A 25,830-nucleotide genomic window follows, 5' to 3' on the forward strand; every position below is an offset into this window, starting at 1 on the left:
CGGTTATTCTCCTGGCATTGGCAAAAGGAAAAAAATCAAAGTGGACTGCTCACCTGCGTATCGCCGGTTTTTCCGGCAATGGTGAGGGCAGTCTCTTTCAGTAATGTCGCTATCCGTTGCAACTCTTCAGGGGTGGCAAGCTGTTGGGGAAAAGAGAGACAGAACGCCACGGCTTCGTGGGTGGCCGGGTCGCCAACGGCACAACTGACGGAAGCCGTGTCGGCGACCGATTCGTTCACCGCGGTTGCGTAACCCGCATCGCGTGTGCGGGCGACAGCCGCCACCAGCATGCTGACATCGTGCGGCGTGCCGCTCAGTTGCGAGACCACCAGCGGGCTGGCGAAAAAGTCGTGCAGTTGCGTGTCCGTGAAACGCGCCAGCAGCGCCCGCCCGGTCGATGTTCCCCAGGCAGGGGAACGTGAACCCGGCCAGGTCACCACCGGCAGCGCCTGGCGACCATGAATCACCCGCAATACGAGGATTTCCTGGTTATCCAGCATGGAGATATAGCCGGTATAACCGGTGCGTTCACAGAGGCTGCGCAGCGCGGCGTCAACATGGTCGCTGAGGGTGATGTGGCGACTCACCAGATGTGATGCCGACATCAGCAACGGACCGGGCAGAAAGGTGCCCTGCCCGTCGTCTTTTTCCAGGTAGCCATAGGACTCAAGCTGGCTCATCACACGGGAAGCCGTGCTTTTCGGCATCCCAAGATGGGTAATCACATCGCTGATGCGGATCCCGCGTTGCAGATCCACCATCAATTTAAGAATGCTGGCTGTCGTTTCTAAAATGGACATAACAAGGTCTCATAAAATGGGACTTCAGTTTCACTAAATGGAACTGCAAGAAAAATGCCAGCCTGTAACTGACTGAAAAGACGGAGCACGGGATAAATTGATCAAAAATTACGCACTATTCCTGGGCGTCATTTTGGTGCAGGAAGGGTGAAAAAAGAGGCAAAAGGTGCAATGGAAGAGAGGGTGAAAGCAGCGTAAGAGCGCCTATGTATCAAAAAAGCATTGCTTAGCTCATTTCTGCATAACGTTATTCGGATATATTTGTTTTCGCGTCCGGTGCAAGGCATATAATCCGTTCTAATACGGTGCCAGAATTATTAACTGGGCTAATATATATTCACATTCTGCCAGCAATTTTCTGGCAACACGTTCTGTCCGGAAGGTGCGCAGTGCCAACATGGTTACCCTTAGCAATTGATTCATTCTGGCCCATGCTTTCCGCAGGTCTGAAATTCACCATTCCCCTCACCCTCAGCTCGTTTGTTCTCGGTCTGACCCTTGGGTTTGTGGTTGCGTTGTTGCGCCTGTACGGGCCGGGATTTTTAAAACCGGTGGTCCGGTTTTATGTCTGGTTGATCCGCGGTACGCCTTTGCTGGTGCAGCTGTTTTTGATCTTCTACGCGCTGCCCAGCGCAGGCATTACGATCGATGCCTTCCCGGCCGCGGTGATTGGTTTCACCGTTAACATCGGGGCTTATACCTCCGAAGTGATCCGCGCTACGCTGCTGGCCGTGCCAAAATCGCAGTGGGAAGCCGCCCACGCCATCAGCATGACCTGGGCGCAGTCATTACGCCGTATTATCCTGCCGCAGGCCGCGCGCATTGCGGTGCCGCCGCTCTCCAATACCTTTATTTCGCTGGTGAAAGACACCTCGCTGGCGTCGGTGATCACAGTGCCGGAAATGTTCCTGTCCGCGCAGCAAATTGCGGCTGTGACTTATGAACCTCTGATTCTGTATAGCGAAGCGGCTGTGATTTATTTGTTCTTCAGTTCCGTGTTATCGCATTTGCAGAACAAACTTGAACAGAAATTAGCAGGCACGACACCTAAAGGAGCCGTCAATGATAACGCTCTCCAACCTTGATAAGAGTTTTGATGGTCATCGTGTCCTGAAAAATATCAATTTAACCATTGAAGAAGGCACGGTAACCACGCTGATTGGCCCCTCCGGCAGCGGCAAAAGTACGTTATTACGCTGCATTAACTTACTGGAGATCCCTCAGGCCGGGGCGCTGACCATCGGCAAAGAGAGCATCACCTTTTCGCCAGACGCGCGCATTAAAGGTCAGGATATTCGCCGCATCAGCCGTCAGACGGGGATGGTGTTCCAGAACTTCGCGCTGTTTCCGCATATGACCGTTCTGGAAAATATCACCGAAGGGCTGATCACCGTACACAAATGGGATCGCGACCGTGCGCGCCAGCGTGGCGAAGCGTTACTGACGAAAGTCGATATGCTGCATAAACGTGATGCGCTGCCGAATACGTTATCCGGCGGGCAGCAGCAGCGTGTGGCCATTGCCCGCGCCCTTGCGCCGTCACCGGCGGTGTTGCTCTGTGATGAACCCACGTCTGCGCTCGACCCGGAGCTTTCCGGCGAGGTGGTGGCTGTTCTGCGTCAGCTGGCGCAGGAAGGCACCACAATGATTATGGCGACGCACGATCTGCGTCTGGCGGCCAATATCGCCAGTCAGGTGGTGTTCCTTGAAGCCGGAGAAATTGTGGAATCCGGTACCGCCAACGCCCTTTTTTCACACGCGAAAAAACCGCGTACTGCGGAATTTATCGCCTCTTTAAGCACAGCGCTCCCGGAGATCGGGGCGAACCAATAACAATCAATTGGGGTAGATTTAGATGAAAGCACTCGCAACACTCGTTATTGCCGGGGTTATGCAGCTTGGTTTCGCCCACGCGGCGCTGGCGCAGGACGATCTGGCAAAAATCCAGTCCGCCGGGGTTCTGAAAATTGGTACCGAAGGCACCTATCCTCCGTTCACGTTCCATAACGCATCCGGCACATTGGAAGGTTTTGACGTTGAAATCGGTCAGGAAGTGGCCAAGCGCCTGAAAGTAAAAGCGCAGTTTGTTGAAGGTAAATGGGATGGTCTGATCGCCGGTATCGATGCGAATCGCTACGACGCGGTCATTAACCAGGTCGGTATTACTGAAGCGCGCCAGAAAAAATATGACTTCTCTGAGCCGTACATCGCCTCTAAAGCGGTGCTGATCGTGAATGACAAAAACAGCAGCATTAAGAGCTTTGACGATCTGAAAGGCAAGAAATCTGCCCATTCGCTGACCAGTAACTACGCGCAGATCGCCCGTAAATACGGCGCGGAAATTGTGCCGACCGATGGCTTTAACCAGTCTATCGATCTGGTGGTGCAGGGCCGTGCTGATGCGACCATCAACGACAACCTCTCTTACCTGGACTTCAAAAAACACAAACCGTCTGCGCCGGTGAAAATCATCGCCACCGAAGACAATGCTGAGAAATCTGGCGTGCTGATCCGTAAAAACAACCCGGAACTGAAAGCCGCGATTGATAAAGCGCTGGAAGAGATCAAGGCCGACGGCACCTACGAACGTATTTCTCAGAAATACTTCGGTGCGGATGTGTCGAAGTAATGTTCAGCCTCTGAACCACAAAAAACCCCGCATTGCGGGGTTTTTTGTTTTCTGATGAACAAAATCAGAACGGGATATCGTCGTCGAAGTCCATCGGCGGTTCGTTAGACGGTGCCGGAGCAGACTGCTGTTGCGGACGGGACTGCGCGCCGCCGCTGAACTGGTTGCCGCCCTGTGGTTGCTGAGGCTGGCCCCAACCACCCTGCTGCTGGCCACCGCCTGCCGGTGCGCCGCCGCCCTGGCGTCCACCCAGCATCTGCATGGTGCCACCAACGTTGACCACCACCTCAGTGGTGTATTTTTCCTGACCGGATTGATCGGTCCATTTGCGGGTACGCAGCTGACCTTCGATATAAACCTGTGAGCCTTTACGCAGATATTCGCCAGCCACTTCAGCCAGTTTGCCGAACAGCACAACGCGGTGCCATTCAGTCTGCTCTTTTGTTTCACCGGTCTGCTTATCACGCCAGGATTCGGAAGTAGCCAGCGTAATGTTGGCAACTGCGCCACCACTCGGCATATAGCGTACTTCCGGGTCCTGGCCCAGATTACCGACGAGAATCACCTTGTTTACGCCTCTGCTGGCCATGATCGTGTCTCCTGAAAACGTTTCTTAGTAGTGTAAACGCGCGAGTGTACCATTTCCATATGGCTTATTGATAGCTGCGAAGCAGGTTCCAGAGATCTCTCACGACAGTGCATTTTTACATATTCGCTGCCAGGATGCATGCAAATACTGTATATTCATTCAGGTTAAATTGTGTCATAATTAGCCGTTTCTGACCGCCGGTTGTCCTTCAAACATACCAGGCAAATAGCGTTCCTCCGGGTAAAAGGTGAATGGATTGGATAAGATAGAAGTACGGGGCGCCCGCACCCACAATCTCAAAAACATCAACCTCGTCATCCCTCGCGACAAACTGATCGTTGTCACCGGGCTGTCGGGGTCTGGCAAGTCCTCACTGGCTTTCGACACGCTTTACGCGGAGGGGCAGCGCCGTTATGTTGAATCGCTTTCTGCCTACGCCCGCCAGTTTCTGTCGTTGATGGAAAAACCGGACGTCGACCATATTGAAGGGCTGTCGCCGGCGATTTCCATCGAACAAAAATCAACCTCACACAACCCGCGATCCACCGTCGGGACCATCACTGAAATTCACGATTATCTGCGTCTGCTGTTCGCCCGCGTTGGCGAACCGCGCTGCCCGGATCACGACGTGCCGCTGGCGGCGCAAACCGTCAGCCAGATGGTCGATAACGTGCTGTCGCAGCCGGAAGGCAAACGCCTGATGCTGCTGGCGCCAGTGATCAAAGAGCGTAAAGGCGAACACACCAAAACGCTGGAAAACCTCGCCAGCCAGGGCTATATCCGGGCGCGTATTGATGGCGAGGTCTGCGACCTCTCCGATCCGCCGAAACTGGAGCTGCAAAAGAAACACACCATTGAAGTGGTGATTGACCGCTTTAAAGTCCGCAGCGATCTGGCCCAACGCCTGGCGGAATCGTTTGAAACCGCGCTGGAGCTTTCCGGCGGCACGGCGATGGTTGCCGATATGGACGATCCCAACGCCGAGGAGCTGTTGTTCTCCGCCAACTTCGCATGCCCCATTTGCGGCTACAGCATGCGCGAGCTGGAACCGCGCCTGTTCTCCTTCAACAACCCGGCCGGGGCGTGCCCGACCTGTGACGGCCTGGGCGTACAGCAATATTTCGACCCGGACCGCGTGATTCAGAACCCGGAACTGTCGCTGGCCGGCGGTGCGATCCGCGGCTGGGATCGCCGTAACTTTTACTATTTCCAGATGCTGAAGTCGCTGGCGGAACACTATAAATTCGACGTTGAAGCGCCGTGGGAAAGCCTGAGCGCCAGCGTGCAGAAAGTGATCCTCTCCGGTTCGGGTAAAGAATCGATTGAGTTCAAATACATGAACGATCGCGGCGACACCTCGGTGCGTCGTCATCCGTTTGAAGGCGTGCTGCATAATATGGAGCGCCGTTATAAAGAGACGGAATCCAGCGCGGTGCGCGAGGAGCTGGCGAAGTTTATCAGCAACCGTCCATGCGCCGCCTGTGAAGGAACCCGTCTGCGCCGTGAAGCGCGCCATGTCTTCGTTGAAAACACGCCGCTGCCGACCATCTCGGATATGAGCATCGGTCATGCGATGGACTTCTTCAACAACCTGAAACTCTCTGGTCAGCGGGCGAAAATTGCCGAAAAAGTACTGAAAGAGATCGGCGACCGTCTGAAGTTCCTTGTTAACGTCGGACTGAACTACCTGACGCTGTCCCGCTCTGCTGAAACACTCTCCGGCGGCGAAGCGCAGCGTATCCGTCTGGCAAGCCAGATTGGCGCAGGCCTGGTGGGTGTGATGTACGTGCTGGATGAACCCTCAATCGGTCTGCACCAGCGCGATAACGAGCGCCTGCTCGGTACATTAATCCATCTGCGCAATCTGGGTAACACGGTGATTGTCGTCGAACACGACGAAGATGCCATTCGCGCAGCGGATCATGTGATCGATATTGGTCCGGGCGCGGGTGTCCACGGCGGGCAGGTTGTGGCGGAAGGCACGCTGGACGCGATTATGGCGGTCCCGGAGTCGCTGACCGGGCAGTACATGAGCGGCAAACGCAAAATCGACATCCCGAAACAGCGCGTTCCGGCCGATCCGGGCAAAGTGCTGAAACTCACCGGCGCACGCGGCAACAACCTGAAAGACGTGACGCTGACGCTGCCGGTCGGCCTGTTCACCTGTATTACCGGCGTGTCCGGTTCGGGTAAATCGACGCTGATCAACGATACGCTGTTCCCCATCGCGCAGCGCCAGTTGAACGGCGCGACGATTGCTGAGCCAGCGCCATACCGCGATATCCACGGGCTGGAGCATTTCGATAAAGTGATCGATATCGACCAGAGCCCGATTGGCCGTACGCCGCGTTCCAACCCGGCGACGTATACCGGCGTGTTCACGCCAGTGCGTGAACTGTTTGCCGGCGTGCCGGAATCCCGCTCGCGCGGCTATACGCCAGGGCGCTTCAGTTTTAACGTGCGCGGTGGCCGCTGCGAAGCCTGTCAGGGCGACGGGGTGATCAAAGTGGAGATGCACTTCCTGCCGGATATTTACGTGCCGTGCGACCAGTGCAAAGGCAAACGCTATAACCGCGAAACGCTGGAGATCAAATACAAGGGCAAAACTATCCATGAAGTGTTGGATATGACCATCGAAGAAGCACGTGAGTTCTTTGATGCCGTGCCCGCGCTAGCGCGTAAGCTGCAAACGCTGATGGATGTCGGTCTGACCTATATCCGTCTTGGTCAGTCGGCGACCACGCTCTCCGGCGGCGAAGCCCAGCGCGTGAAACTGGCGCGTGAGCTGTCAAAACGCGGAACCGGGCAGACGCTCTATATTCTCGACGAACCCACCACCGGCCTGCATTTCGCCGATATCCAGCAGTTACTGGACGTACTGCACCAATTGCGCGATCAGGGCAATACCATTGTGGTCATTGAGCATAATCTGGACGTGATTAAGACCGCGGACTGGATTGTCGATCTCGGCCCGGAAGGCGGCAGCGGCGGCGGCGAGATCCTCGTCTCCGGCACGCCGGAAACCGTTGCCGAATGCGAAGCCTCGCACACGGCGCGATTCCTTAAGCCGATGCTGAAATCGTCACACTGACAGTTGGTGCCGGACCTGTTCCGGCACCCGTTCCATCGCCTGTTGATAGGACGCATCCACCAGATAGTAAATCTGCGAGTCCGGTAACGAACCGTCCAGATACACCGTGCTCCAGTGCGCTTTATTCAGGTGGTGGCTGGGGCGCACATCCTGATGCTGTTCACGCAACAGTTCCGCCAGTTCCGGACTGGTTTTTAGCGACGCCGCAGGGCGCCCCTCAACTTCCTTCACCATCGCAAACAACACATCGGCGACCTTGATTTGCGTCGCTTTCCAGTCGCTATGTACGCTCTGTTCAGCGCCCGCCTTCGCCATGCAATATTGCAGTAACTCCGAAATTGTCACGTTGATTCTCCTCGTCGTGTTGCGATGGATCGTCCGATCGGCCCGGTTGCCTCATTTAAGCGTAGTGTATTGATGAAAAAAACGGCGATCGTTACAGATCCTGACGATAAGAGCAGGGTTTACCAGAGTAACCGCATTATTCCCCTTGCAAGGTGGCGATAATGTGCCGTGCGCCGCCGTGAATGCGGTGCTCCCCCAGCCAGATCCCCTGCCATGTGCCCAACTGTACCCGCCCGTTTTGCACGGGCAGTAACAGTGATACGCCAAGCAGAGAAGACTTGATATGCGACGGCATGTCATCCGGCCCTTCATAATCATGCTTCCAGGGCGCTTTATCCGGCACACTGTTCAGAAAGTGCTGTTCCATGTCATAACGCACGGTCGGGTCGCAGTTTTCATTCAGCGTGAGAGAGGCCGAAGTATGTTGAAGCAGCAGGTGCAACAAACCGATCCGCACACGGGAAAGATCGCGGATTTGCCCGAGCACTTCCTCCGTGACCAGGTGAAACCCGCGCGCCTTTGCGCCAAGCGTAATTGTTTGTTGATACCACATTCGCTGCTCCTTAACCGAAAAGATGAGGTTGCTTAAGTGTGCAGCATAGCGCCGAAAGGTAAACCCCGGCTAATATTCGGAATCGACGATCACCTCTTCACCCATTGCTCCCGCCTGCGGTAGCGGGCGATAAGTTGAGTTGGAGGCGCGTAATACGCGGATCGGCCGCGCTTCACTTTCGCGAGCAGCCGTGATGTCGCTATCTGAGTCACCATAGAAGATGCGGATCTGCTTCGCCTTCAGCCACTGCGTTTTGTTATTTTGCCCGGGCTGGTCACCGGCGAAAATCACCGGATTCATATTCGCCGCCGGGATCAGAAAATCGTCCTGCAGGGTTTTGCTGACGGTTTCGGTTTTTGTCTGGCTGCGCCCGGTAATGAACCAGATGCTGTCGCCGCGCTTCACATGCATGGCGATAAGCTGGCGCGCCACCTCTTTGGGAATACTGAATTCATCCCATCCGTTATTCATCTTTTCCCAGAATGCCGGGTTATGCAGATACGCTTCGCTGTCTGGCGACCAGGTTTTCTTGCCGCGCCAGAAACCGGGGCTGGAAAACAGCACCGTATCATCAATATCAAACCCCACCGCCATCGGCGGGCGTTCAACCAGCGAACGTTCAATTTGTGCGACGGAAACCCAGTGAATCGGCGCCTGTTCCGCCAGTTTGGCCACATTGGTGCCATCTGAAGAGGGCGTGGGGGCGGAAGCATAAACCGCTGCGCCTCCCAACGCAAACCACAGGCAGGTTGCGCGCAGGGCGAGTGTGAACTTTCGCATATTTATCCCTAAATTATCAGCTCGTTATGTTTTATAAATGGTGCGAACGGTCAGAAGTCTACCCGACCATAACCCCAGCGGCAGGTGAAACAAAGGATTTTCTGCGGATTAACCATAGAATAGGAGAATACGGGGGGATAACCCCCTGCTGAAAAGCAGGGGATCAGGATGAAAACGTGAGCGAGTACTTACATCACAGCTGCAAAAGCCTGCGCGACGCGATGCACATTGCGACCGTTCAGACCGGCAACACAAATACGCCCGCTGGCCACCAGGTAAATGCCGAACTCTTCACGCAATCTTTCCACCTGCTGTGCGCTCAGACCGGTATAGCTGAACATGCCACGTTGCTTGATCAGATAATCAAAATTACCGCCCGGTACCGCCTCTTTCAGAACCTTTACCAGCTCCTGGCGCATTGCCAGAATGCGGGTGCGCATCGCTTCCACTTCCGCCAGCCATGAGGCTTTCAGCCCCGCATCGCCCAGCACGGTCGCGACCAGCTGCGCACCAAAATTCGGTGGGCTGGAGTAGTTACGGCGAACGGTGGCTTTTAACTGACCCAGTACGCGATCGGCCGCATCTGCGTCTTCACACACGATGGAGAGGCCACCGACGCGTTCGCCATACAGCGAGAAAATCTTGGAGAAGGAGTTGCTGATCAACGCAGGCAGCCCGGCGCGAGCCATTGCGCGAATCGCATAGGCATCGTCTTCCATGCCTGCGCCAAAGCCCTGATAAGCAATATCGAGGAAGGGGATCAGATTGCGCGCTTTCACAACCTCAACCACATCATCCCATTGCGCATGGGTCAAATCCGCGCCGGTCGGGTTATGGCAGCAAGGATGGAGCAGAACAATGCTTTGCGCTGGCAGCGTGTTCAGTTTTTCCAGGAAGGCAGAGAAACGCACGCCATTGGTCTCATTGTCGTACCAGGGGTAAGTACTTACTACAAAACCCGCGCCTTCAAAAATGGCCACGTGGTTTTCCCAGGTCGGATCGCTCACCCATACGCCCGAGTCAGGGAAGTAGCGTTTCAGAAAATCCGCCCCCACTTTCAGCGCGCCGGAGCCGCCCAGCGTCTGTACGGTCGCAACACGTTTTTGTTCCAGCACCGGATGGTCTGCGCCAAACAGCAGCGGCGCAATTGCCACACGGTAACTGTTCAGCCCTTCCATCGGCAGGTACAGAGACGCACCGTGCGGCTGCGCGTTAAGACGCGCTTCTGCTTCGGCGACTGCCTGCAAGCGTGGAATGATGCCGTCTTCGTTGTAATAGAGCCCGATGCTGAGGTTTACTTTGTCGCTACGCGGATCGTCTTTAAACCGCTCCATAAGAGAGAGGATCGGGTCGCCAGCGTAGGCGTCAACTTTCTGAAACACGCGTGTATTCTCCAGGTTTACAGTAGGCAGGAACCCACACAATAAACCGGAAGTCAGGGAAGGTCGAGAGCAGCCGTGGTGGTGGCGAAAAATAAGCGTTTTAGCCGCGAAGGGCGGTAAGGATTTGCGCCACGCGCTGGTTTACGGAACCCCGCACGCGAAGAAAAGGGATGCCGCGCTGTGTCAATTGGTCAACGTACCATGCCTGCTGCCGCTGGCGGAACGTTTCATCCTGCCGCGTGCCGTCCTGCACAAAAGGAAAATCATCTTCACACAGCACCACCCAGTGATAGTGCCGCTGCGCCAGCGCGTAAAGCTCATCCGGCGCGTTGCCGAACATCTCCAGCGTATAGAACAGCGTCGTGAGCGGCGAGGTATCGCACACCAGCCAGCGGGCCGCCAACGCTGCGTCTTCACGCCGCACCTGCGTCTGCGCAATAAGCAGCAAATCATCGTACGCCAGTTCACCGCCCTTTTCTTCCCAGCGTTCCCGGCCATATTCCGCCACGTACGTCGTCTCCAGCGCCTGCGCCAGGGCTGCGCTCAGTGTGCTTTTGCCGGTGGATTCGCCCCCCAGCAGGCAAATGCGTTGAACAAAATCCCGATAGACAATGGGAGAGAGCATCTGCCGCCAACGGTGGATATCGCTACGGATCAGCGTGCCGGAAGGTGCCTGTGCGCCCTGTTCACGCTGTAAGCGCACATGCGCGACAGGCTGAGCAAAACGTTCACTGAGCACGCGGGCAAAGCCATCGCCGTAATCTTCAGCGGTGAAGACCGCCTGCGGGCGACAGTGCAGAACCTGCAAACAGAGGTCGGCTATATAATGTCGATGCCGATCGCCGGGAGCATCGTTATGCGGCAACGCACCGAGCCCCCAGCCCGCAACGCGCTCCGGGGTCAGAACAACGATTTCACATTGCGGAAACCGCTCCCGCAGCCAGCGTTCGCGTTTTTCTGGCTCACAACCCGGCATTTCCGGTTGCGAGTAACTCATCAGCCAGACGCGGTCACACTGGGCCAGCGCGGCATTGATCAGCCGCTCATGACCACAATGCAGCGGGGCGAACTTCCCCACCACCAGCCCACTGGCGAAACGTGTCATCGCGCGACCAGCGCCTTGCGCCACTGGTACAGACCGTGCCATGCGTTACACCAAAAAACGAGATACAACCCGGCAGTCAGCCAAAGATCGCGCGCCGCATAAAGCGGTACGGCAATGGTGTTGACCAGTAGCCAGAAGTACCAGCTCTCGAGCCTGCGCCCCATCAGCATGAACTGCGCAAGCACGCTGAACACCATGATGGCGGAATCCAGCCACGGCGACCACGCGTTGGTAAAGCGGTGCAGCAACCACGCATAGCCGCCCGCCACCACCAGCGCGCCTGCCAGCATCGGCAACAGCCGACCGATCGGCGTTTTGCGCACCGCCAGTTCGCTACCATGATTCCCTTTCAGCCAGTTGACCCACCCGGCAATACTGCTGGCAATAAAGAACACTTGCAGGGTGACGTCCGCATACAACTGCACCGAGTAAAACACCCAGCCATACAGCACACACCCAATAATCCCTGTCCACCAGGTGTGCATGTTATTGCGCGCGGCAAGCCACACAGAGAGGGCATAGGCCAGGCAAGCGGCGATTTCCATTGGAGACAAAGGACAATCCTTTTTAGTCAATGTAGGTCAGGGTCGCCCGGGCGGTCAGGCGCGTAATAAGTTCGTAAGCACTTACCTTCGTTATTTTAGCGATGCGTTCAACGGGTAACCCTTCGCCCCATAACACCACGTTATCACCCGCGCGGTCTTCTGCTTCCGGCCCCAGGTCGACGCAAATCATGTCCATCGCCACCCGCCCCACGATCGGCACTTCACGCCCGTTAACCAGCACTGGCGTACCGGAAGGCGCAGCACGAGGATAACCATCGCCGTAGCCCATCGCGACCACACCCAGACGGGTATCGCGCGCGCTCTGCCAGGTGCCGCCGTACCCTACGGCATCACCCGTTTTATGCTCGCGCACAGCAATAAGCTGCGACGTCAGGGTCATCACTGGCTGAAAACCAAAATCTGCGCCCCAGGGTTTGTTCTCCAGCGGCGATACGCCATAAAGAATAATGCCCGGACGCACCCAGTCGAAGTGCGATTGCGGCCACAGCAGCGTGCCGCCAGAAGCAGCAATCGTGCGCAAGCCAGGCTTACCGTTGGTAAACGTGGTGAAAATATCGAGTTGGCGTTCCGTCTCGCCGCACTCTGGCTCATCGGCACGGGCAAAATGACTGGCGACGTTCACCGGCTGACGGACGTTTTTACACTGCGATAAGCGGGCATAAAACGCCTCAGCTTCATTGGGGTGTACCCCAAGACGGTGCATGCCGGTATCGAGTTTCATCCACACGGTGACCGGCGCGTTCAGAGGGGTCGTTTCCAGCGCCTTAAGCTGTTCCTCGCTGTGGACGACGGTCTGTAGCTGATGTTCAGCGACCAGCGGCAACTCTTCGGCATTGAAAAAACCTTCCAGCAGCAGGATCGGTTGCGTTATGCCGCCAGCGCGCAGGAGCAGGGCTTCTTCAAGACGGGCGACGCCAAAAGCGTCGGCATCGGGGAGCGTTCGCGCGGTCTCAAGAAGACCGTGTCCATAGGCGTTCGCTTTCACGACTGCAACCAGTCGACTGGCGGGGGCCAGTTCGCGCAGGCGTTGCAGATTGTGTCGCAGAGCGCGGCGGTTCACTACTACGGTTGCCGCTTGCATTTCAATTCCTTACTAAAAGAATTTCCTGAATCATTCGTGTTGCAGGAGGGAGACAAACCCGGGGATCTCCGGGAGCTTAGTAAACTAAGTGACCGGGGTGAGCGGGCTCCGTCAACGCACCTGCGGCGCGAAGGATGACGGAAATTTATTCGTCATCATATTGAGGCCCCGCATAGTTATCAAAGCGCGACCACTGCCCGTTAAATGTCAGACGCACCGTCCCGATAGGGCCGTTACGCTGTTTACCAATAATGATTTCCGCAATACCTTTTAAGTCACTGTTTTCGTGATAAACCTCATCACGATAGATAAACATGATCAAGTCCGCATCCTGCTCGATGGAGCCGGATTCACGCAGGTCGGAGTTGACCGGGCGTTTATCGGCGCGCTGTTCCAGAGAGCGGTTAAGCTGCGACAGCGCCACCACCGGCACCTGCAACTCTTTGGCCAGCGCTTTCAGGGAGCGGGAGATTTCGGCGATTTCCAGCGTACGGTTGTCGGACAACGACGGCACGCGCATCAGCTGCAGGTAGTCGATCATGATAAGCCCGATACCGCCATGTTCGCGGGCGATACGTCGGGCGCGGGAACGCACTTCCGTCGGCGTCAGGCCGGAGGAGTCATCAATATAGATATTGCGTTTTTCCAGCAGGATGCCCATGGTGCCGGAGATGCGCGCCCAGTCCTCATCGTCGAGCTGACCGGTACGAATGCGCGTCTGATCAACCCGCGACAATGACGCCAGGGAACGCATCATAATCTGTTCGGAGGGCATCTCCAGACTGAAAATAAGAACCGGTTTATCCTGTAACATCGCCGCATTTTCGACGAGGTTCATGGCAAATGTCGTTTTCCCCATCGACGGACGCGCCGCGACGATAATCAAATCCGACGGCTGCAAACCTGCCGTTTTCTTATTGAGGTCGTCATAGCCGGTATTGACCCCGGTTACGCCATCATGGGGTTGCTGAAAAAGCTGCTCGATACGCGAGACGGTCGCTTCGAGAACATCGGCGATATTCTTCGGGCCTTCGTCTTTATTGGCACGGCTTTCTGCAATTTTGAAGACCCGCGACTCAGCCAGATCGAGTAAATCTTCACTGGTACGCCCCTGCGGATCGAAACCGGCATTGGCGATTTCATTCGCCACCGAGATCATCTCACGGACAACGGCACGTTCACGCACGATATCCGCATAGGCGCTGATGTTCGCCGCACTTGGCGTGTTTTTGGACAGTTCCGCCAGGTAAGCGAAACCGCCAACAATCTCCAGTTGGCCCTGTAGCTCCAGCGATTCCGCCAGCGTAATCAGGTCAATGGGTTTACCCATCTCCTGCAGGCGGTGCATTTCGGTGAAAATATGGCGGTGCGGGCGCGTATAAAAATCGTCCGCGACAACACGCTCGGCGACGTCGTCCCAGCGTTCGTTATCCAGCATTAAACCGCCCAACACTGACTGCTCCGCTTCAATGGAATGCGGAGGCACTTTCATCCCCTCAAGCTGTATGTCGCGGGGTTCAGTCTGTTTGTTGAAGGGTTTATTTCCTGCCATAGTGAATGGAGCTACCAAGGTAATGAATGGTTCGAAAGATTATCACAGAGTTCAGGAGGAAGCATGGCGACACGAATAGAATTTCACAAGCATGGCGGCCCTGACGTGCTGAAAGCCGTGGAGTTTACCCCCGCAGCACCGGCGGAAAACGAAATCCAGGTGGAAAACAAAGCCATTGGCATCAACTACATTGATACCTACATCCGCAGCGGACTGTATCCGCCGCCGTCTTTGCCGAGCGGGCTGGGCACCGAAGCCGCCGGCGTCGTCAGCAAAGTGGGCAGTGGCGTGACGCACATTAAGGTGGGCGATCGCGTGGTCTACGCGCAATCGGGGCTGGGCGCTTACAGCTCGGTACATAATGTCCCTGCTGATAAGGCGGCGATCCTGCCAAACGCCATCTCTTTCGAACAAGCCGCAGCTTCTTACCTGAAAGGATTGACGGTCTTCTACCTGCTGCGCAAAACCTGGGAGATCAAACCCGACGAGGTATTCCTGTTTCACGCGGCAGCGGGCGGCGTTGGGCTTATTGCCTGCCAATGGGCGAAAGCGCTCGGCGCGAAACTGATTGGCACCGTGGGTTCAGCGCACAAGGCGCAGCGGGCATTGCAGGCCGGAGCCTGGCAGGTGATCAACTACAGCGAAGAGAATGTGGTCGAACGCGTGAAAGAACTCACCGGTGGCAAAAAGGTCGGCGTGGTGTACGACTCGGTTGGGAAAGATACCTGGGAGATCTCGCTCGATTGCCTGCGCCGCCGTGGCCTGATGGTCAGCTTTGGGAACTCCTCCGGTCCGGTTACCGGGGTGAACCTCGGTATTCTCAACCAGAAAGGTTCGCTCTACGCCACGCGCCCTTCCCTTAATGGCTACATCACCACGCGGGAAGAGTTGCAGGAAGCCAGCAATGAGTTGTTCTCATTGATTGCCAGTGGCGTCATTAAAGTGGATGTGGCGGAGAGCCAGAAATTTGCCTTAAAGGATGCGCAGCGCGCGCATGAGGTGCTGGAAAGCCGGGCGACACAGGGCTCAAGCCTGTTGATCCCCTGAGTTCATCGCCAGAAAGAATTAGGGCTTCCCGCAGGAAGCCCTTTCTTTTTTTAGTTCGGCTGCATTGTAGGGTACAGCGCGATGAATTCGTTAACGTCGCGATAGTGACAGATTTGATAAGCAAATCCTATGCGGTTCTAAGCAATGCGCCACTAAATGTTTCAGGGTTGTGACGCACCACTCAATACTTTAGTAACGCCAACGGTTATTGCGTTGATAACGTGGAACCTTCGGTTCTTTGATGGCGCGAATGATCCAGACCACGGCAACCGCCAGCAGCAACCAGGGCAACAGTTTGATCATCAAAGCAAAAAGCCCACCTAAAAACATCACTGCGGTTGCCACAACCAGCGCCGCCACAATACCCAGCAGCGACACGCCGGTCACTAACAACATAATAAAGAAGCCGATAATAAACAGTAGTTCCAACATAGCGCTCTCCACAAACCAGGTAACTCATTCCTCTATTACAAGAAACATGCCAACCATAACTTGCTGATTCGGCAATAAAAAAACCTGCGCCGGTGCGCAGGTTTTAGTGAATTTGACCAGGTTTTAGTGAACTTTTAACGCGCCTGAGCAACAAGGCTGAGCGCCTTCTCAACAACCGCAACATCTGCGCCGGCCTTGTGAGCATTCTCACTCAGATAGCGACGCCACTGGCGCGCCCCTGGGATCCCCTGAAACAGACCCAACATATGGCGGGTAATGTGCCCCAGGTAAGCCCCCTGGCTGAGTTCACGTTCAATGTAGGGATACATGGCGCGAACAACCGCCACCGGATCGGCATCGCTGGCCTCAGCACCGAAAATTTCCCGATCAACCGACGCCAGAATCCCCGGGTTCTGGTAGGCTTCGCGGCCCACCATCACGCCATCCATATGTTCCAGATGGGCTTTGGCCTCCGCCAGCGACTTAATCCCGCCATTAATCGACATCGTCAACTGTGGGAAATCGCGCTTCAACTGATAGACGCGCGGGTAATCCAGCGGTGGGATTTCACGGTTTTCTTTCGGGCTTAAACCGGAGAGCCAGGCTTTACGTGCATGAATAATAAAGGACTCGCACTCCCCTTTACCGGCAACCGTACCGATAAAGTCGCAGAGAAATTCGTAGCTGTCCTGATCGTCAATGCCAATACGCGTTTTTACGGTCACCGGAACAGAAACCACATCACGCATCGCTTTGACGCAATCAGCAACCAGTTGCGCTTCGCCCATCAGGCAAGCGCCAAAGCGACCGTTCTGCACGCGATCGGACGGGCAACCGACATTGAGGTTGATTTCATCATAACCACGCGCTTCAGCCAGCTTCGCACAATGGGCAAGCTGCGCCGGATCGCTGCCGCCAAGCTGCAATGCAATCGGGTGCTCTTCTTCGCTGTATGCCAGGTAATCGCCTTTGCCATGAATAATCGCACCGGTGGTCACCATCTCGGTGTACAGCAGCGTCTGGCGCGACAACAGGCGCAGGAAATAACGACAGTGCCTGTCCGTCCAGTCGAGCATCGGCGCAATGCTAAACCTGCCAGGCCAGTGATAAGCAGAATCGGTGGGCATCAGGCGGGTTTGCTGGTTTTTTGTCATGTCAGGATTACCGTGCAATTTTGGCAGTTAAAAAAAGAGATGTATCAGGCCCACCCAGGGCGGGCAAATACCGGCTCCTGAAATAGCGGGGCGTCATTCTAGCATAGTGGAACGCCTTAAACCCGATGGTGTTCGGTGCAACCCGATCGCGCAATAACCGGCATCAACTTGTACAAAATGCGATCGACACCTATCATTTTTGGTAGGCATAGGAAATGTTCGTCAATAGTCTGGCGCTATTCACCACCGTAACGGGTAAAAGGAGTTAAAGAAGATGACTACACCGTATGTTCGCCTCGATAAAAACAACGCCGCTGTTCTCCTCGTCGACCACCAGACGGGTTTACTGTCATTAGTGAGAGATATCGATCCCGACAAATTCAAAAACAATGTTCTGGCATTAGGCGATCTCGCTAAATATTTTAAGCTTCCCACCATTCTCACCACCAGCTTCGAAACCGGCCCTAATGGGCCTCTCGTTCCTGAGCTAAAAGCGCAATTTCCTGATGCGCCGTATATTGCTCGTCCTGGCAATATCAACGCCTGGGATAATGAAGACTTTGTTAAAGCGGTAAAAGCGACCGGGAAAAAGCAGTTGATCATTGCCGGTGTCGTGACAGAAGTGTGTGTGGCCTTTCCTGCGCTATCGGCGCTGGAAGAAGGTTTTGAGGTGTTTGTCGTTACTGACGCATCAGGGACATTCAACGATATTACGCGCCATTCGGCCTGGGATCGGATGTCAAAAGCCGGAGCACAATTGATGACCTGGTTTGGCATCGCCTGCGAGTTACACCGTGACTGGCGTAATGATATTGAAGGCCTGAGTAACCTGTTTTCGAACCATATTCCGGATTACCGCAACCTGATGACCAGTTTTAATACGTTGAGCAACAAATAACGGCGTAAAAAAACCGGAGGCCACGCGCCCCCGGTTTTGTCTTAGTCTGATTGCACCTTAGAACGTCACGCTAAGCTGTGCGCCAGCACCCCAGGTTTTGTCTTCGCCCACCAGGCCCATTAAATCGACGTGGACACGGTTAAACGGCGCAAAACCGACACCGCCGGTAAAGACGTTTTTGTCGTCGCCTTTCACATCAGCGCGATAACCGGCCCGAACCGCCAGCCAGCTCAACGGGCGAATTTCACCGCCGACGCCAACGTATTGGGAGTCCTTCTCGCTCTTAAAGCCTTTGGTCTCGGTTAAATCGCCGTCGGCGCTTAACGTCACCAGATCGTTATGCCATGACACCCCGGCAGTCACCACCGGGCTAATCTGGTAAGTGTCTTTGTAATTGACCGTCTGCCCGGTTCTGCCGTTGCGGATCAGGATATCTTTGGTGTCGATATCGCGGGAGATCAGGTTCGTGCCGGTCAGGCCGACGGTGATGTTTTCACTCAAATCCGCCGCCGCGCCGACATCCACGTTAAAACCGGTGTCATCGGTACGATAGCGGCTATTGCGCCACTCACTGCTGTGATAGTCATAAATAGAGGTGGTGTAGTTCCAGACCCAGGTTTTCTGCAGTTTTGGCGTCACTCCCAGAGATAAAGGAATGCCACCCACCTCGAACTGGCGAGCAACCGCAACGCCGTAATCCGAGACAACAGCCGCACGACCAGATGCCGTGGAGTTGAGATTTTTGGTGATCTCGTTGCTGCCGTTTGGCGACACAACCGCATTCAGCGCTTCGCTTGCCGCAACCGTTGTGCTGTTCTGGATGCTGCGCAGATAGGTAATATCCTGCGAGTCAACCGCAGTGCTGACAATCGCATGCGCGTAGGCTTTGGTGACAAAAGCCACAGAGAGCACATCGTTTGGAATACTGACAGCAATGCCTGCAGCCGCTTTCGCCCGCGCGGTTTTCCCGTCCAGGAAGGTCAGTTCATCCGCCAGATCTTTGGCCGCGCTCTGGAATTGCCCCACGGTGCCCACAGGGTTAGCAAGAAATTGCGCGGCGGTCAGGTTATCAACGACATCGCGATAGTTGTCGATTTTGTCGCTGATATTGTCGATTTCATCGCGCAGATTGTCCTTATCGGTAATTTGCGCCTGCACGCTTGGCAGGATAACGGTGATATCGTCTTCCGGCTTTGCTTTCGCCAGCAGCGCCGGGTTAATGAGGACTCCGCTGCCATAGTTTGCAGAGGCAACACCGGTTCCCCCCATTGCATCATTACGTGCTTCCGCCCAGGTATTGGCTGCTCCCGCCTGATTTGCCACAACGAAGGAGACAGCTATCGCGACCACCGAAAATTTGAGATTTTTTTTCACAGTATGCGTCTCGTAGTCAGAATGAGTTTTTTTAAGCCTGTTTAGTATTTGCTAAACAGGAAGGCTCTATTGCTGCGAATAACATAGGAAAAAGTAGCTAAATCTCCTGAACGAAAAATAATCGAACAGAAGTGATTTTTGTGATTGATGACACTAATTATTTATAGAAGACGCTGATGAGTTCGTGAATATATCGGCGAAAAAGAGATCCCAGGGCGCGATCTCGGCGTTTCTCGCCGGACATGGTAAAGTACAGGTTTATTGCTTCCCCGAAACAGAGAGCGCCAATGGATAAGACCACTTCGCAAGAGATGTTAGTGCAGGCTGAAAAGCTGTGCGCGCAGCGCAATGTGCGCCTGACTCCCCAGCGTCTTGAAGTGCTGCGATTACTCAGTCTGCAGCAAGGGGCGATCAGCGCTTACGATCTGCTCGATTTATTACGCGTCAGCGAGCCGCAGGCTAAGCCGCCAACGGTATATCGCGCGCTGGATTTCCTGCTGGAGCAAGGGTTTGTTCATAAGGTGGAGTCCACCAACAGCTACGTGCTGTGCCATTTATTTGATCAACCGACGCACACCTCAGCCATGTTTATTTGCGATCGCTGCGGGTCAGTGAAAGAAGAACAAGCGGAAGGCGTGGAAGATATCATGCACGCGCTGGCGGCGAAGATGGGTTTTGCCCTGCGTCATAACGTGATTGAAGCACACGGTTTATGCGCCGCGTGTGTGGAAGTGGAATCCTGCCGTCATCACGAGCACTGCCATCACGATCACAGCATTCTGGTAAAGAAAAAACCCCGCTAGTGGTCATATCATCCCCAAAATTTCATGTAGGGTAAGGCAGCAAACGTACGAACGCCGGGAGCATACACCAGTATGTGACCCGGGCGCGAAAGCGCAGCCAACACCGGTAAAACGTGAAAGATAAAGGGAGGGTACATCCGTGTACCGTTCGGGCAGAACCTTTCAGAGGGTCAACACTTGAGGGTGAGTGTCGGCTACCATCGGTAATCGTTACGGCTTTCCCAATCCGTAACTTCCTTTTCCGCCTGATCTTTTGCGTAACCATAACGCTCCTGGATTTTACCCACCAGCTGGTCACGTTTACCTTCGATGACGGTCATATCGTCATCGGTCAACTTGCCCCATTTCTCTTTCACAGTACCTTTAAACTGCTTCCAGTTACCGCCGATTTCGTCTTTGTTCATCGTTGACTCCTTATCGTTCGGTTAAAAGTTACGTTCCTGTTGCGCTGAACGTACTGATTATTGTAGTCAGGAATACTGCCATTTGTTTTAAATTCGGAATCTTTAACCATTTATGATAAAGAAAACCGTATTAACGAGACGAAAGAAAGAGGAGTGAACCAGCAATACTAGGGGAAAAGAGGGGCTGTCAGGAGGGGTCAACACCGGAAAACCAGGTGCCATTGCGCCAGTGATGACGCCATACCCACGCTAAAGTCAGCCCACGCAGCGCCAGGAACACCACCAGCGACAACCACAGACCATGGTTGCCCAGCGTGGGCACCGTCAACAGCGTCAGGGCAAACCCGCACGCAGCAACCGCCATGCTGTTACGCATTTCCGCACCGCGCGTCGCACCCACAAACATGCCATCCAGCAAATAACACCACACGCCCACCACCGGCAGGATCACTTGCCAGATAAGATAGTGCCCGGCCATGTTTTGCAGGGCTGGCAGCGAGGTGAGCAGCGCGATAATTGACTCCCCGGCCAGCGCATATATCGCCGAGAACGCCAGCGCCACCAGACCTGCCTGGCGGCACGCTGCGCGCCAGATGAGCTTAAGCTGAGTGTCGTCACGCGCGCCATAAGCGTGCCCGGAATGGGCTTCCACTGCATAAGCGAACCCGTCCAGCGCGTAGGCAGTAAACGTCAGAAACATCATCAGCACCGCATTCGCCGCCACGGTTTCGCCGCCAAGACGCGCGCCGAACACGGTTATCGAACCAAAGCAGAGCTGTAGCAATAACGAGCGCAGCATGATGTCCCGATTAAGCGCCAGCAAGCGCCCAAGTCCACCGCGCCAGGCCGTCTTCAGCACCGGGAAGGTGATACCGCGCATAACCAGCACGCGGCGCGCCATCAGCAGACCGAGCACAAAGGTCGCGTACTCCGCCACCACCGTTGCCAGTGCTGCCCCCTGGACATTCATGCCCAGCCCCATCACCAGCCAGACATCAAGCACAATATTGAGAACGTTGCCCACCACCAGCAGGATCACCGGCGCGCGGGCATACTGCACGCCCAGCAGCCAACCCAGCAGCACCAGGTTGCCGAGCGATGCGGGAGCGCTTAGCCAGCGAATATCAAGAAAGCGCCGCGCCTGCTCCAGCACCGCAGCGCTGCCGCCGGTAATGTGTAACGCCAGATCGATAAGCGGCGCGCGCAACAGTGTAATCAGCACGCCGGCTCCCAACGCCAGCAGCAGTGGCTGTACCAACGCCCGAGCCAGCGCGGGCGCATTTTTCGCACCGTATGCCTGAGCCGTCAGCCCGGTGGTGCTCATCCGCAGGAACAGCAGCAGCATAAACAGGAAGCTGGTCGCGGTCGCGCCGATGGCCACACCACCCAGATAGACCGCACTATCCAGATGCCCGACCACTGCCGTATCCACCAGTCCCAGCAACGGGACAGTGATATTGGAGAAGATCATTGGCAGGGCAAGTCGCCACAGCGCTTTGTCGGATGCAGTCAGCAGGGGCATAGCAGTGTCAGGATCGATCGGGGAAAGGGATTAACGCTGCGGAGCGTAAAACAGCGCCGCAGCGAATAAGGGAGGCGTTACAGCCACTCGCCATTGCGAATGACACCTACCGCCAGCCCTTCAATGGTGAAGTTTTGATCGCGCAGGTCAACAACAATCGGGGAAAACTCATTGTTTTCCGGTAACAGTTCAACGGTGTTGCCGTGTTTTTTCAGACGTTTAACGGTAACTTCGTCTTCAATACGCGCCACAACCACCTGGCCGTTGCGCACGTCCTGCGTTTTATGCACCGCGAGCAGGTCGCCGTCCATAATGCCGATGTCTTTCATCGACATCCCGCTAACGCGCAGCAGGAAATCCGCATGCGGTTTGAAGAGCGCAGGATCAACCTGGTAATGCCCTTCGATATGCTGCTGCGCCAGCAGCGGCTCACCGGCGGCGACACGACCGATCAGCGGCAGCCCGAGATCGTCTTCTTCTTCGAGCAACAAGCGAAGACCGCGGGATGCGCCGGATACGATTTCGATAACCCCTTTGCGCGCCAGCGCTTTGAGGTGTTCTTCAGCCGCATTTGGGGAACGGAACCCCAATTGTTGCGCGATTTCCGCACGCGTCGGCGGCATACCTGTTTGGGAGATGCGATCGCGGATAAGATCGAACACCTCTTGCTGCCTGGCCGTTAATGCTTTCATTCCGCCCCCTGGGTGTATATACAGTTATGCTGTGAGTATATACAGTTAAAGGTGATTTTGGAACCAAATTTAAGCAAAAAACCAGGGCGTTATCGAATTCTGCAAGCGTTATCGAAAATGCGACCAGAGCAGAGAGATCCAGGTAAACAGCGCCAGCAGGATAGACATCAGCACCGCTGCCGACCCCATATCCTTCGCTCGCCCGGAAAGTTCATGAAATTCAGCGCCAATCCGATCCACCACGGCTTCAATTGCGCTGTTGAGGATTTCAACGATCATGACCAGCGAAACCGAACCAATCAGCAGCACGCGCGTGATGGGATCCACATCGAGCCAGCAGGCAATAATAATGGCCAGCACAACTGCGACAGCCTCCTGGCGAAACGCCGCTTCATTTATCCATGCGGCGCGAACGCCTTTCCAGGAATAGCCCGCTGCTTTAATGATCCGGGTTAATCCAGTGGTATTATTGGCCATGAAAAAGAACCTTTTTATCTAATGAGCATCAATGTCTATGTAAGCATGCAGAGGTACAACAGAAATTATGCGCGCTTTCTGATATTCTTGCGGCGCAATGGCACTATTAACCAGAGGCTTTACATCCTTTATGTCCGGCTGGCCACGAATTTACTACAAATTACTGAATTTACCATTAAGCGTGCTGGTAAAAAGTAAATCGATCCCCGCAGAACCTGCACAGGAACTGGGTCTCGATACCTCACGTCCCATCATGTATGTGCTGCCTTACAACTCCAAGGCAGACTTGATGACGCTGCGCGCTCAGTGTCTGGCGCATGAGCTGCCAGACCCACTGGAACCGTTGGAAATCGACGGCGCACTGCTACCGCGTTACGTGTTTATCCACGGCGGGCCGCGTGTGTTTACCTATTACACGCCAAAAGAAGAATCCATCAAACTGTTCCATGATTACCTGGATCTCCATCGCAGTCATCCGGATTTGGATGTGCAAATGGTGCCGGTATCGGTGATGTTTGGTCGCTCCCCCGGGCGTGAGAAGGGCGAAGTCAACCCGCCTTTGCGCATGCTCAACGGCATCCAGAAATTCTTCGCTGTATCCTGGCTTGGCCGCGACAGCTTCGTGCGTTTTTCGCCGCCGGTTTCATTGCGTCGCATGGCGACAGAACACGGCACAGACAAAATCATCGCGCAGAAACTGGCGCGCGTCGCGCGTATGCACTTCGCCCGTCAGCGCCTTGCCGCAGTAGGCCCGCGCCTGCCCGCGCGTCAGGATCTGTTTAATAAACTGCTCTCATCCAAAGCGATTGCCAGAGCAGTCGAAGATGAGGCGCGCAGCAAAAAAATCTCCCACGATAAGGCGCAGCAAAACGCCATCGCGTTGATGGAGGAGATCGCAGCGAACTTCTCGTACGAGATGATCCGTTTGACCGACCGCATCCTCGGCTTCACCTGGAACCGTCTCTATCAGGGCATTAATGTGCACAACGCCGAGCGCGTGCGCCAGTTGGCCCATGATGGTCATGAGATTGTCTATGTGCCCTGCCACCGCAGCCATATGGACTACCTGCTGCTTTCTTACGTGCTGTATCACCAGGGGCTGGTGCCGCCGCATATCGCCGCAGGCATTAACCTGAATTTCTGGCCCGCCGGGCCGATTTTCCGCCGTCTTGGCGCGTTCTTTATTCGTCGTACTTTTAAAGGCAATAAGCTCTATTCCACTGTGTTTCGTGAATATCTGGGCGAGCTGTTCAGCCGCGGTTATTCCGTCGAATATTTTGTCGAGGGTGGCCGTTCCCGCACCGGGCGTTTGTTGGATCCGAAAACCGGTACGCTGTCGATGACCATTCAGGCGATGCTGCGCGGCGGTACACGTCCGATCACGCTGGTGCCGATTTACATCGGTTATGAGCACGTGATGGAAGTGGGCACTTACGCCAAAGAGCTGCGCGGGGCGACGAAAGAGAAAGAGAGTCTGTTGCAGATGGTGCGCGGCCTGAGCAAGCTGCGCAATCTGGGCCAGGGGTATGTGAATTTCGGCGAGCCCATCCCGCTGATGAACTACCTGAACCACCATGTGCCGGAGTGGCGCGAGTCGATCGATCCGATTGAAGCCATCCGTCCGGCATGGTTAACGCCGACGGTGAACGGCATTGCCGCCGATCTGATGGTGCGAATTAACAACGCGGGTGCGGCTAACGCCATGAACCTGTGCTGTACGGCGCTGTTGGCATCGCGTCAGCGCTCTCTGACGCGTGAGCAGTTAACCGAGCAGTTGAGTTGCTACCTTGAGCTCATGCGCAACGTGCCGTATTCGCCGGATTCAACCACGCCGTCCGCCAGCGCCAGTGAGCTTATCGATCACGCGTTGCAGATGAACAAGTTTGAAGTCGAGAAAGATACCATCGGCGATATCATCATTCTGCCGCGCGAGCAGGCCGTGTTGATGACCTATTACCGCAATAACATTGCGCATATGCTGATGCTGCCGTCATTGCTGGCGGCTATCGTGACCCAGCATCGCGCCATTTCCCAACGTGAAATTCTGCGTCATGTCGAGTTGCTCTACCCGATGCTGAAAGCGGAATTGTTCCTGCGTTGGGAGAAAGCAGAGCTGGCGCAGGTGCTGGAAAACCTGACCCAGGAGCTGCTGCGCCAGGGGCTGCTGACGCTGAAAGACGATCGTGTAAGCATTAACCCGGCGCACTCGCGCACGTTGCAACTGCTCGCCGCAGGTGCGCGCGAAACGTTGCAACGTTATGCCATCACCTTCTGGCTGTTGAGTGCGAATCCGTCAATGAACCGCAGTACGCTGGAAAAAGAGAGCCGTACGCTGGCGCAACGTCTGTCGGTGCTGCACGGTATCAACGCACCGGAGTTCTTCGATAAGGCGGTCTTCAGTACGCTGGTACTGACACTGCGTGACGAAGGCTATATCAGCGACACTGGCGATGCGGAACCCGCGCAGACATTAAGCGTGTACCAGATGCTGGCGGAGTTGATTACCTCGGATGTGCGTTTAACGATTGAGAGCGCAACGCAAGCAGAAGCGTGA

Annotated in this window: 25 protein-coding genes; 8 read left to right on the forward strand and 17 right to left on the reverse strand. The window is 55.3% G+C overall.

The genetic code is table 11. The features are described from left to right. Positions 1 to 35: 35 nt before the first annotated feature. Positions 36 to 800 (reverse strand): IclR family transcriptional regulator, encoded by a 765-nt coding sequence (locus N7922_RS22950; protein ID WP_263098428.1) that lies wholly within the window; start codon positions 798 to 800, stop codon positions 36 to 38. Between the two features lie 389 nt (positions 801 to 1,189). Here N7922_RS22950 and N7922_RS22955 point away from each other — a divergent pair, with 389 nt between their 5' ends. Genes N7922_RS22955 through N7922_RS22965 form a run of 3 tightly spaced genes read left to right on the forward strand, consistent with a single transcriptional unit; the run spans position 1,190 to position 3,429 of the window. After that, positions 1,190 to 1,885 carry an amino acid ABC transporter permease gene (locus N7922_RS22955; protein WP_263098429.1) on the forward strand — a complete coding sequence of 232 codons (696 nt, stop codon included), beginning with the start codon at positions 1,190 to 1,192 and terminating at the stop codon, positions 1,883 to 1,885. Then, the gene (locus N7922_RS22960) at positions 1,863 to 2,633 is read left to right on the forward strand and encodes an amino acid ABC transporter ATP-binding protein (RefSeq protein WP_263098430.1); all 771 of its coding nucleotides are present in this window, start codon (positions 1,863 to 1,865) and stop codon (positions 2,631 to 2,633) included. The genes N7922_RS22955 and N7922_RS22960 overlap by 23 nt, the downstream gene beginning before the upstream one ends. A gap of 22 nt (positions 2,634 to 2,655) precedes the next feature. Continuing rightward, positions 2,656 to 3,429, forward strand: coding sequence for an amino acid ABC transporter substrate-binding protein (locus N7922_RS22965; RefSeq protein WP_263098431.1), 774 nt, complete (start codon positions 2,656 to 2,658; stop codon positions 3,427 to 3,429). Positions 3,430 to 3,493: 64 nt separating this feature from the next. On the opposite strand, the gene ssb1 is transcribed toward N7922_RS22965, so the two are convergent. Continuing rightward, a complete protein-coding gene (gene ssb1 / locus N7922_RS22970; RefSeq protein WP_017459456.1) occupies positions 3,494 to 4,018 on the reverse strand; it encodes a single-stranded DNA-binding protein SSB1 in 525 nt (174 codons plus the stop codon). Between the two features lie 256 nt (positions 4,019 to 4,274). On the opposite strand from ssb1, the gene uvrA reads away from it, so the two are divergent. Then, positions 4,275 to 7,109, forward strand: a complete 2,835-nt coding sequence (gene uvrA / locus N7922_RS22975) for an excinuclease ABC subunit UvrA (protein ID WP_263098432.1) — start codon at positions 4,275 to 4,277, stop codon at positions 7,107 to 7,109. Here the strand turns inward: uvrA and N7922_RS22980 are convergent. From N7922_RS22980 to dnaB, 8 genes are all read right to left on the reverse strand, one after another. Beyond that, on the reverse strand, positions 7,101 to 7,454 hold the full coding sequence (locus tag N7922_RS22980; RefSeq protein ID WP_263098433.1) for an MmcQ/YjbR family DNA-binding protein: 354 nt from the start codon (positions 7,452 to 7,454) through the stop codon (positions 7,101 to 7,103). The genes uvrA and N7922_RS22980 overlap by 9 nt on opposite strands. A gap of 136 nt (positions 7,455 to 7,590) precedes the next feature. Next, positions 7,591 to 8,007 carry a secondary thiamine-phosphate synthase enzyme YjbQ gene (locus N7922_RS22985; protein ID WP_263098434.1) on the reverse strand — a complete coding sequence of 139 codons (417 nt, stop codon included), beginning with the start codon at positions 8,005 to 8,007 and terminating at the stop codon, positions 7,591 to 7,593. A gap of 69 nt (positions 8,008 to 8,076) precedes the next feature. Continuing rightward, entirely contained in the window at positions 8,077 to 8,787 is a 711-nt protein-coding gene (aphA, locus tag N7922_RS22990; RefSeq protein ID WP_263098435.1) for an acid phosphatase AphA, read from the reverse strand. A 188-nt stretch (positions 8,788 to 8,975) separates the two neighbouring features. Beyond that, positions 8,976 to 10,169, reverse strand: coding sequence for an aromatic amino acid transaminase (gene tyrB / locus N7922_RS22995; protein WP_263098436.1), 1,194 nt, complete (start codon positions 10,167 to 10,169; stop codon positions 8,976 to 8,978). Positions 10,170 to 10,269: 100 nt separating this feature from the next. Beyond that, complete coding sequence (locus tag N7922_RS23000; RefSeq protein ID WP_263100989.1) at positions 10,270 to 11,274, reverse strand: AAA family ATPase; 1,005 nt, start codon at positions 11,272 to 11,274, stop codon at positions 10,270 to 10,272. Next, positions 11,271 to 11,828 carry a nicotinamide riboside transporter PnuC gene (pnuC, locus tag N7922_RS23005; protein WP_263098437.1) on the reverse strand — a complete coding sequence of 186 codons (558 nt, stop codon included), beginning with the start codon at positions 11,826 to 11,828 and terminating at the stop codon, positions 11,271 to 11,273. Before pnuC ends, N7922_RS23000 begins: the two co-directional genes overlap by 4 nt. Before the next feature lie 13 nt (positions 11,829 to 11,841). Then, positions 11,842 to 12,921 (reverse strand): alanine racemase, encoded by a 1,080-nt coding sequence (gene alr, locus N7922_RS23010; protein ID WP_263098438.1) that lies wholly within the window; start codon positions 12,919 to 12,921, stop codon positions 11,842 to 11,844. 145 nt (positions 12,922 to 13,066) lie between these two features. Next, positions 13,067 to 14,473 (reverse strand): replicative DNA helicase, encoded by a 1,407-nt coding sequence (gene dnaB / locus N7922_RS23015; protein WP_263098439.1) that lies wholly within the window; start codon positions 14,471 to 14,473, stop codon positions 13,067 to 13,069. Positions 14,474 to 14,536: 63 nt separating this feature from the next. Here dnaB and N7922_RS23020 point away from each other — a divergent pair, with 63 nt between their 5' ends. Continuing rightward, complete coding sequence (locus tag N7922_RS23020) at positions 14,537 to 15,520, forward strand: quinone oxidoreductase (RefSeq protein WP_263098440.1); 984 nt, start codon at positions 14,537 to 14,539, stop codon at positions 15,518 to 15,520. A gap of 189 nt (positions 15,521 to 15,709) precedes the next feature. On the opposite strand, the gene pspG is transcribed toward N7922_RS23020, so the two are convergent. Both pspG and dusA read right to left on the reverse strand, forming a co-directional pair. Then, positions 15,710 to 15,952 (reverse strand): envelope stress response protein PspG, encoded by a 243-nt coding sequence (pspG, locus tag N7922_RS23025; RefSeq protein WP_263098441.1) that lies wholly within the window; start codon positions 15,950 to 15,952, stop codon positions 15,710 to 15,712. A 134-nt stretch (positions 15,953 to 16,086) separates the two neighbouring features. Further along, complete coding sequence (dusA, locus tag N7922_RS23030) at positions 16,087 to 17,124, reverse strand: tRNA dihydrouridine(20/20a) synthase DusA (RefSeq protein ID WP_263098442.1); 1,038 nt, start codon at positions 17,122 to 17,124, stop codon at positions 16,087 to 16,089. Positions 17,125 to 17,380: 256 nt separating this feature from the next. Here dusA and ycaC point away from each other — a divergent pair, with 256 nt between their 5' ends. Beyond that, positions 17,381 to 18,004 (forward strand): isochorismate family cysteine hydrolase YcaC, encoded by a 624-nt coding sequence (gene ycaC, locus N7922_RS23035; RefSeq protein WP_263098443.1) that lies wholly within the window; start codon positions 17,381 to 17,383, stop codon positions 18,002 to 18,004. 57 nt (positions 18,005 to 18,061) lie between these two features. On the opposite strand, the gene N7922_RS23040 is transcribed toward ycaC, so the two are convergent. Beyond that, a complete protein-coding gene (locus tag N7922_RS23040) occupies positions 18,062 to 19,378 on the reverse strand; it encodes a conjugal transfer protein TraF (RefSeq protein WP_263098444.1) in 1,317 nt (438 codons plus the stop codon). Positions 19,379 to 19,665: 287 nt separating this feature from the next. On the opposite strand from N7922_RS23040, the gene zur reads away from it, so the two are divergent. Then, positions 19,666 to 20,181: a zinc uptake transcriptional repressor Zur gene (zur, locus tag N7922_RS23045; protein ID WP_263098445.1), complete on the forward strand. Its 516-nt coding sequence runs from the start codon at positions 19,666 to 19,668 to the stop codon at positions 20,179 to 20,181. A 194-nt stretch (positions 20,182 to 20,375) separates the two neighbouring features. Here the strand turns inward: zur and N7922_RS23050 are convergent, their stop codons facing one another. From N7922_RS23050 to N7922_RS23065, 4 genes are all read right to left on the reverse strand, one after another. Further along, positions 20,376 to 20,585, reverse strand: a complete 210-nt coding sequence (locus N7922_RS23050; RefSeq protein ID WP_263098446.1) for a CsbD family protein — start codon at positions 20,583 to 20,585, stop codon at positions 20,376 to 20,378. A 187-nt stretch (positions 20,586 to 20,772) separates the two neighbouring features. Continuing rightward, the gene (gene dinF, locus N7922_RS23055; protein ID WP_263098447.1) at positions 20,773 to 22,107 is read right to left on the reverse strand and encodes an MATE family efflux transporter DinF; all 1,335 of its coding nucleotides are present in this window, start codon (positions 22,105 to 22,107) and stop codon (positions 20,773 to 20,775) included. Between the two features lie 77 nt (positions 22,108 to 22,184). Next, positions 22,185 to 22,799 (reverse strand): transcriptional repressor LexA, encoded by a 615-nt coding sequence (lexA, locus tag N7922_RS23060; RefSeq protein WP_263098448.1) that lies wholly within the window; start codon positions 22,797 to 22,799, stop codon positions 22,185 to 22,187. 108 nt (positions 22,800 to 22,907) lie between these two features. Next, complete coding sequence (locus N7922_RS23065) at positions 22,908 to 23,276, reverse strand: diacylglycerol kinase (protein WP_061498849.1); 369 nt, start codon at positions 23,274 to 23,276, stop codon at positions 22,908 to 22,910. Between the two features lie 130 nt (positions 23,277 to 23,406). Here N7922_RS23065 and plsB point away from each other — a divergent pair, with 130 nt between their 5' ends. Further along, a complete protein-coding gene (gene plsB / locus N7922_RS23070) occupies positions 23,407 to 25,830 on the forward strand; it encodes a glycerol-3-phosphate 1-O-acyltransferase PlsB (RefSeq protein ID WP_263100990.1) in 2,424 nt (807 codons plus the stop codon).

It is taken from the genome of Kosakonia sp. ML.JS2a (genome assembly GCF_025642095.1).
Taxonomy (GTDB): Bacteria; Pseudomonadota; Gammaproteobacteria; order Enterobacterales; family Enterobacteriaceae.

Coding starts and splice junctions, on each gene's coding strand:
- N7922_RS22950 (WP_263098428.1), bottom strand. CDS start 800: ATGTCCATTTTAGAAACGACAGCCAGCATTCTTAAATTGATGGTGGAT.
- N7922_RS22960 (WP_263098430.1), top strand. CDS start 1,863: ATGATAACGCTCTCCAACCTTGATAAGAGTTTTGATGGTCATCGTGTC.
- N7922_RS22965 (WP_263098431.1), top strand. CDS start 2,656: ATGAAAGCACTCGCAACACTCGTTATTGCCGGGGTTATGCAGCTTGGT.
- ssb1 (WP_017459456.1), bottom strand. CDS start 4,018: ATGGCCAGCAGAGGCGTAAACAAGGTGATTCTCGTCGGTAATCTGGGC.
- N7922_RS22985 (WP_263098434.1), bottom strand. CDS start 8,007: ATGTGGTATCAACAAACAATTACGCTTGGCGCAAAGGCGCGCGGGTTT.
- aphA (WP_263098435.1), bottom strand. CDS start 8,787: ATGCGAAAGTTCACACTCGCCCTGCGCGCAACCTGCCTGTGGTTTGCG.
- N7922_RS23000 (WP_263100989.1), bottom strand. CDS start 11,274: ATGACACGTTTCGCCAGTGGGCTGGTGGTGGGGAAGTTCGCCCCGCTG.
- alr (WP_263098438.1), bottom strand. CDS start 12,921: ATGCAAGCGGCAACCGTAGTAGTGAACCGCCGCGCTCTGCGACACAAT.
- dnaB (WP_263098439.1), bottom strand. CDS start 14,473: ATGGCAGGAAATAAACCCTTCAACAAACAGACTGAACCCCGCGACATA.
- N7922_RS23020 (WP_263098440.1), top strand. CDS start 14,537: ATGGCGACACGAATAGAATTTCACAAGCATGGCGGCCCTGACGTGCTG.
- pspG (WP_263098441.1), bottom strand. CDS start 15,952: ATGTTGGAACTACTGTTTATTATCGGCTTCTTTATTATGTTGTTAGTG.
- ycaC (WP_263098443.1), top strand. CDS start 17,381: ATGACTACACCGTATGTTCGCCTCGATAAAAACAACGCCGCTGTTCTC.
- zur (WP_263098445.1), top strand. CDS start 19,666: ATGGATAAGACCACTTCGCAAGAGATGTTAGTGCAGGCTGAAAAGCTG.
- N7922_RS23050 (WP_263098446.1), bottom strand. CDS start 20,585: ATGAACAAAGACGAAATCGGCGGTAACTGGAAGCAGTTTAAAGGTACT.
- dinF (WP_263098447.1), bottom strand. CDS start 22,107: ATGCCCCTGCTGACTGCATCCGACAAAGCGCTGTGGCGACTTGCCCTG.
- lexA (WP_263098448.1), bottom strand. CDS start 22,799: ATGAAAGCATTAACGGCCAGGCAGCAAGAGGTGTTCGATCTTATCCGC.
- N7922_RS23065 (WP_061498849.1), bottom strand. CDS start 23,276: ATGGCCAATAATACCACTGGATTAACCCGGATCATTAAAGCAGCGGGC.
- plsB (WP_263100990.1), top strand. CDS start 23,407: ATGTCCGGCTGGCCACGAATTTACTACAAATTACTGAATTTACCATTA.